This is a genomic window from Actinophytocola sp. (genome assembly GCF_045807065.1).
Classification (GTDB): domain Bacteria; phylum Actinomycetota; class Actinomycetes; order Mycobacteriales; family Pseudonocardiaceae; genus Actinophytocola.
The window spans coordinates 1-6,172 of sequence record NZ_JBJMIE010000696.1 but is presented as its reverse complement, the minus strand read 5'-3'; the positions used below and the strand labels follow the sequence as shown (position 1 = coordinate 6,172).

General features: G+C 70.0%; 9 protein-coding genes. 6 read left to right on the top strand and 3 right to left on the bottom strand.

All coding sequences use genetic code 11. The features are described 5' to 3' along the window. Positions 1–461 (bottom strand): GlxA family transcriptional regulator (locus ACJ73U_RS40915; protein ID WP_407783163.1); only part of this gene is annotated, 461 nt, incomplete at its 3' end. Positions 462–542: 81 nt separating this feature from the next. Here ACJ73U_RS40915 and ACJ73U_RS40910 point away from each other — a divergent pair. The 3 genes from ACJ73U_RS40910 to ACJ73U_RS40900 are packed head-to-tail and all read left to right on the top strand — an operon-like array spanning position 543 to position 1,554. Next, on the top strand, positions 543–977 hold the full coding sequence (locus tag ACJ73U_RS40910) for a hypothetical protein (RefSeq protein ID WP_407783162.1): 435 nt from the start codon (positions 543–545) through the stop codon (positions 975–977). Between the two features lie 3 nt (positions 978–980). Further along, positions 981–1,298 carry a DUF3817 domain-containing protein gene (locus ACJ73U_RS40905; protein WP_407783161.1) on the top strand — a complete coding sequence of 106 codons (318 nt, stop codon included), beginning with the start codon at positions 981–983 and terminating at the stop codon, positions 1,296–1,298. Continuing rightward, a complete protein-coding gene (locus ACJ73U_RS40900; RefSeq protein ID WP_407783160.1) occupies positions 1,231–1,554 on the top strand; it encodes a hypothetical protein in 324 nt (107 codons plus the stop codon). The genes ACJ73U_RS40905 and ACJ73U_RS40900 overlap by 68 nt, the downstream gene beginning before the upstream one ends. 81 nt (positions 1,555–1,635) lie before the next feature. Here the strand turns inward: ACJ73U_RS40900 and ACJ73U_RS40895 are convergent, their stop codons facing one another. Further along, positions 1,636–2,622 carry a hypothetical protein gene (locus ACJ73U_RS40895; protein WP_407783159.1) on the bottom strand — a complete coding sequence of 329 codons (987 nt, stop codon included), beginning with the start codon at positions 2,620–2,622 and terminating at the stop codon, positions 1,636–1,638. Positions 2,623–3,073: 451 nt separating this feature from the next. Here ACJ73U_RS40895 and ACJ73U_RS40890 point away from each other — a divergent pair, with 451 nt between their 5' ends. Beyond that, entirely contained in the window at positions 3,074–3,517 is a 444-nt protein-coding gene (locus tag ACJ73U_RS40890) for an N-acetyltransferase family protein (RefSeq protein WP_407783158.1), read from the top strand. Here the strand turns inward: ACJ73U_RS40890 and ACJ73U_RS40885 are convergent. After that, a complete protein-coding gene (locus ACJ73U_RS40885; protein ID WP_407783157.1) occupies positions 3,492–4,088 on the bottom strand; it encodes a TetR/AcrR family transcriptional regulator in 597 nt (198 codons plus the stop codon). The two genes, ACJ73U_RS40890 and ACJ73U_RS40885, sit on opposite strands and share 26 nt — an antisense overlap. A gap of 76 nt (positions 4,089–4,164) precedes the next feature. Between ACJ73U_RS40885 and ACJ73U_RS40880 the strand changes: the two genes are divergently transcribed. Together ACJ73U_RS40880 and ACJ73U_RS40875 are read left to right on the top strand one after the other, a co-directional pair. Continuing rightward, complete coding sequence (locus ACJ73U_RS40880) at positions 4,165–4,908, top strand: SDR family oxidoreductase (RefSeq protein ID WP_407783156.1); 744 nt, start codon at positions 4,165–4,167, stop codon at positions 4,906–4,908. 165 nt (positions 4,909–5,073) lie between these two features. Then, entirely contained in the window at positions 5,074–5,619 is a 546-nt protein-coding gene (locus tag ACJ73U_RS40875) for a DUF4231 domain-containing protein (RefSeq protein ID WP_407783155.1), read from the top strand. Positions 5,620–6,172: the final 553 nt, after the last annotated feature.

Below are 6,172 nucleotides of genomic sequence, written 5' to 3'. Positions count from 1 at the left end.
GCGGAGGTGAGGACGTCGCCGTCGTCGACGAACAGGACGTCGGGATCCAGGTCGACGGCCGGGAACAGCTCCCGGAACCGGGCGGCGTACCGCCAGTGCGTGGTCGCGCGGAGGCCGTCGAGCAGCCCGGTCGCGGCGAGGACGAACGCGCCGACGCAGATCGACGCGATGCGGGTACCCCGCGCCGCCGCGGCCCGGAGCGCGTCGACGACCTCGGCCGGCACGGGCGCGTCCATGGTCGTGCGACCCGGCAGGACGATCGTGTCCGCCTCCGCCAGCACGTCGAGGCCCCAGTCCGGGCGCATGGTGAACGCCTCGGCCCGGACCGACGGCGCACCGCAGACCAGCGCCCGGTACGCCGGCCGCCCGTCGGGCAGGTGGGCGAAGCCGAACGTCCCGACCGGCGTGGCCAGGTCGAACGCGATGACGTCGTCCAGTGCGAGCACGGCCACGGTGTGCATGGGTCTCCCTGGCGAGAATCCGTTGGTGCTTGGCATTCTCGCCGATTCTCCGCCCGCGGGATGATCAGTACGGTCACTTTCGTGACCAAGGTCCTGCTGTCCCTGCACGTCATCGCGGCGATCCTGGCCGTCGGCCCGGTGGCGGTCGCGGCGAGCATGTTCCCGGCCGCCGCGCGCCGCGACCGGAACCACCTGCCGCTGCTGCACCGGATCTGCCGCGTCTACGCCGGGATCGGCGTCGCGGTCCCGGTCTTCGGCCTCGCCACGGCCAGCAGCCTCGGCGTGCTCGGGGACACCTGGCTGCTGATCTCCATCGCGCTGACCGCGGTGGCCGCCGCCGTGCTGGTGTTCCAGGTGCTGCCGGGCCAGGAGAAGCTGCTGGCGGCGGGTGCCGACGGCGCGGTGCTGACCCGGGTGGCCACACGGCTCGGCATGTACACGGGCATCTTCAACCTGCTGTGGGCGGCGGTCACCGTGCTGATGATCGTCCGCCCCGGCTCGACGACGGGAGCATGACCGGTGCGGTGGTTGCGCGTCGCGGCCGCGGTGGAGCTGGTGTCGTTGCTGGTGTTGCTGGTCAACCTCGCCACGGTGCACCTGCCGGCGATCACGTCCCTCGGGGGCCCGACCCACGGATGCGCGTACCTCGTCGTCGTGGTGGCCACCCTCCGCGACCCGGCGGCAGGCCCCGTGACCAAGGCCGTGGCGTGGCTGCCGGGCGTCGGAGGCCTGCTCGTCGTGCGTCGGCTGGCTACCGCGTCACAGGCGGGTGCCGTTCACGGTCAGCGTGACGTCGACGTTGCCGCGGACTGCCCGCGACTACGCGGCACGTCGTGATCCGCCTGGCCGCCGACGACCACGTCTCGGCACTCGAACCGCCCACACCCCCGCTTACGCGCTGACCGAGGCGGGCCGCGAGCTGGGCCCGGCCGTGCTGGTCCAGCTGGCTGAGGGCCGCACGACCTTCGCCGAGGCCATCAGGAACAAGAGGATCGCCGGGTCCGGCGACAAGGACGCGTTGCGGCGAGTGCGGACGGTGTTCCGCTGGCCGAGCGCCGCTCGCCGGGCGGCCCGCGGAGTCACGGACGAATGATCCGCGGCATGCGTCGGCGGCGCGGTCCGTTGGGCCGGGGGCCCGCGAGACCGCGCCGCCTGCCGCGGTGGCGCTATGCCGTCAGACACAGGTGAACGGCAGCACGCCGCCGGGCTGCACCGCACCGTTCGCCGGCGGCAGGTACGGCGGGTTGGCCCTGAGCGGTTCCAGGTGGATGCCGGCGTCGGTCTCGTTGATCGAGCCGTACCACAGGTCGACCCACTGATATGGCTGTCCATCGAGCGTGACTACGGTGCGTGGTTGGCCGCCGCACGACGCCGCCGAGATGTCCCTGCGGGCGCGGTCGGGTGCGCTGATCCCGAGATTGCCGGGTGCGGTGTACGGGCCTCCCGGTAGGTCCGCGACCGCATAACCGGTGGCGTTCGCGGCGCAGTAACCGCAGTTGAGGTCCGAATAGGTAAGGATCCATTTCCCATCCGCGGTTTTCCACGCGCCCGGCGCCTCCACCTGGGTCAGGCCGGCCAGGTTGGCGGCTCCGGTGCCGTCGCCATTGGCCCACCAGATGTCCAGCCGCTCCACCGCGAGCGTATTGTTCGCGCGGGTGCAGATGTTGTAAGCGGTGTTACCATCGATGATGATCGAGAAGTCGCCATTGTCGAAGCAGACGCTCATGGCTGGCTTGTGCGTGCTGCCGTACGGCGCGCCCGCGCCACTTCCGCACGGCCCCGCCGGGGAATTGCAGCCCATGGCGTAGTAGGCATTCGCGCGTGTCCGGTTCCAGTCGCCAGGAGCGTTGAACCAGAGGATCCAGACGCCGTCGGACGGCCGTCTGATCATCCGCGGGTTGAAGCACCCGGCGCCGTCACTGCCGCAGGTGTAGTTCCAGGTCTGGCCGTTCCAGGAGTTGGTCTCGGTAGGACCGAACAGCAGGCGCTGGAAGGTCCACGGGCCACTGGCCGAGCCGGCGGTCCACACGCCGAATCCGCAGAACGGGGTATTCGCCTGACCCCAGTGGAATCCGCAGCCGTAACGAGTTCCGTACAGGTAGTACGTGCCTCCGTACTGGACGATGGTGCCGTCGTGCGCGTCCAGGCCGGAGATGTTCACCGCCGCCGGAAGTGTTTGCGCCGCAGCCGTCGCCTGCGGACTCGGTTGTTGGCCGGAATATCCTAGGAGAAGTGACGTGAACGTTATGAGGGCAAGCGTGTACGCAATGAATCTGGACATGTTTTTCCCGAATCAGATAGGCGACAAAACATTTACCTGTTGTGTCGCCCATCTGTCCGCGGTGCGTTAACGCGGTGTGGTCGGCAAAAATTTGGTAGGGCCCAACCGCCTCACCCGGAAAGGGGATGGGGGATTTGTCGAACGCGGAGTTAACGTCGAAGGGTTTTCGTTGCGGTGCACCGCTGTTCGAATGACCTCATGCCCGCGGGGATATCCGGATCGGCGGGGGAGGTGTCGCGGTATTACGCTAAGTTACGAGTAGAAGATGACAAAGTGGCCTCCTGACAACGCGGATGAATGGCCCTGTCAGATGGCCACTCCGTCGACGATCATGGCAGCTGTGATCGACGTTCGCTCGCTGGAACCGGGGGATCGGGCCGGCTGGGAGGCGCTCGCCCGCGGCTACAAGGACTTCTACGAGACGGTCGTCCCGGCGGAGGGCTATGCGGAGACCTGGCGCCGGCTGCTGAGCGGGGCGGACCTGCACGGCGTCGGGGCGTGGCTGGACGGGCGGCTGGTCGGGATCGCGCACTACCTGTTCCACGCGACGTTCTGGTCGGCGGACGCGTGCTACCTCCAGGACCTCTTCGTCGCCGAGGCGACCCGTGGTCGGGGCGTCGCGCGTGCGCTGATCGAACAGGTCGCCGCGGCGGCACGGGCGCGCGGCTGCGCCCGCCTGTACTGGACCACCAAGCAGGACAACGCGACCGCCCGCGCGCTCTACGACAAGGTGGCGGACTTCCGCGGCTTCATCCGCTACGACCGTCCCGTGTAGCGAGGGCGCGGCTCACCTCGGCGGCGCCCTCGGCGATGTCCTCGAGGGCGGGTGCCCGCCGGCTCAGGAAGCCGCTCAGGTGCAGGACCGCGTAGCCGTGGGCGGCCGCCGTGTGCTTCTCCAGGAGGTCGAGCGCGGCCGCGGCGTCCCCGGTGACGTCCAGGGCGATGGACAGCAGGATGTCCATGAGGGTGCGGCCCGCCTCGGCCAGTGCCTGGTCGCCGACGCGGAGCCGCTCGTCGAAGATCAGGTCGAAGCCCGCGCGGTGGCGCACGACGAACCGGACGTAGACGCGGGCGGCCTCGGCCAGCTTCTCGCCCGGCTCGGTGGCTTTCCCGCTTGCCTCGCCCAGTTCGGCGGCGAGCAGCCGGGCCGCCTGGGTGGCGGCCGCCTTGAGCAGGTCGAGCCGGGTGGGGAAGTGCCGGTACGGGGCGGCGGCGCTCACCCCGGTGCGCCGCGCCGCCTCCGCCACCGACAACGCGTCGACGCCCTGCTCGGCGATCAACGCGAGCGCGGCGTCGACGAGCGCCGCACGCAGGTCGCCGTGGTGGTAGCTCGCGCGCTTGGCCACGGCCCCTCCTTGCTCTCGATGTAAGAGGTAACTTACACTGCCTCGATGTAAGAGACTTCTAACATTGGATCGACGCATGACGGAAATCGAAGGCAAGGTCGTGGCGATCACCGGTGCGAGCAGCGGCATCGGCGAGGCGACCGCGCTCAGGCTGGCCAGCCACGGTGCCAAGTTGGTGCTCGGCGCCCGCCGGGAGGACCGGCTGGCCGCACTGGCCGCGCGGCTCACCACGGCGAACCCGAAAGCCGAGGTGGCGTACCTGGCCATGGACGTGCGCGACCGGTCGGCCGTGGCGGACCTCGTCGCGTTGGCCGGCGCGCGGTTCGGCCGGCTGGACGTGCTCGTCAGCAACGCGGGCGTCATGCCGATCTCCCCGATGGACGACCTGCGGGTGGACGACTGGGACGCGATGGTGGACGTCAACGTCAAGGGCGTGCTCCACGGCATCGCGGCGGCCCTGCCGGTGTTCCGCGCACAGGGCGCCGGACACTTCGTCAACATCGCATCGACGGCGGGCTTCCGCGTCACCCCGACGATGGCCGTCTACGCGGGGACCAAGTTCGCGGTACGCGCCATCTCCGAAGGCCTGCGCCAGGAGGCCGGCGCGAACCTGCGCGTCACCATCGTCTCACCGGGCATGACCCGCACCAGCGTCACCGACCCGACGACGATCCCGGGCGCACCCCCCGAACTGGTCGAAACCATCAACGCGATCGCGATGCCACCGGACGCCGTGGCCCGCGCCATCACCTACGCCCTCGAACAACCACCGGACATCGACGTCGGCGAGGTCGTCATCCGCCCCACAGCCCAGAGCTAGCCGAATCCGTCTCGTGTGCCGCGCGGTTTTCCTCAGCTGGCTTGGCCAGCCTGGATCCGCTGGAACTGGGACGGCCGGGAATCCTCCCGAGCCGGGATCACTGTCCGTTGTGCGCGTGCGACCTGGAAAGCTGGCACCCACACGCGACCACGGAGGCGACCGACGATGAAGCGCGGACCCGACACCGCGGGCGATGCCGGCGAGCACTGGATCGTCACCGCCCGCCGCGACGACCAGCCGATCCCGGTGATGGTCCTCGAGCGGTGGCGCTGGTACAAGCGGTACTCCCGGCGGGCACGCCTGTGGTACGGCTCAGCCGAAGCGGTCGCGATCATCGCGTCGGCCACGATCCCGGTGGTCGCCGCCGCCCACTTCGCCGCACCCGTGATCGCCGCCCTCGGCGCGGTAGCCCTCATCGCGACCGCGGTCCGCACCACGTTCGGCCTGCACGAGAACTGGATCGAGTACAGCCAGATCGGCTACGGCATCGAACGCGAGGCAGCGCTGTACTTCGCCGCGGCACCGCCCTACGACGCCGCGGACGCGCCACAGCAACTCGTGGTGCGCGTCGAGACCCTCGCGGAGCGCGGTGGCCAGCAGTGGGCCACCCGCCGCATGGGCCTCGAACACACCCAGCCACCGACCACGAAACCAACCACGCCGTTGGTACCAACTACGCCGTCGGTACCAACTACCCCGTCGGCTCCGTGATCGTTCGGCTCCACGACAGGCCCGGTCACACCGCCAGCTGACCCAGGAATCCGCCACGCCGCCCGTCGACCAGAGCCGTTCGCCGCTGGTTCCGCCAACGTTCCGCCCCGCCGTCGGTGGGCGAGTGGTTCGCCACGCCGGCCGGTAGGCCGGTCGTGCGTTGCCTGGCCGGTTGGCTGGGAGTTCTCGCCGCGCCGCCGGTGGACGAGTGGTTCCGTTGTGCCGTCGGTTGGCCAGTGGTGCGCTGCGCGGCCGATTGGCTGGAGTTCGCACGCCGCCGGTTGGAGGGTGGTTTTGCCACGCTGCCGGTTCGCCGGTCGTGCGTTGCGCGGCTGGTTGGCGAGTGGTTCCGTTGTGCCGTTGGTTGGCCAGTGGTGCGTTACGCGGCCGGTTGGCTAGGTTTCTCGCCGCGCCGCCGTTTGGAGGGTGGTTCGCCACGCCGCCGTGGGCGAGTGGTTCCGTTGTGCCGTCGGTTGGCCAGTCGTGCGTCACGCGGACGGTTGCTGGAGTTCTCGCCACGCCGCGGGTTCACCGGTCGTGCGTTACGCGACCG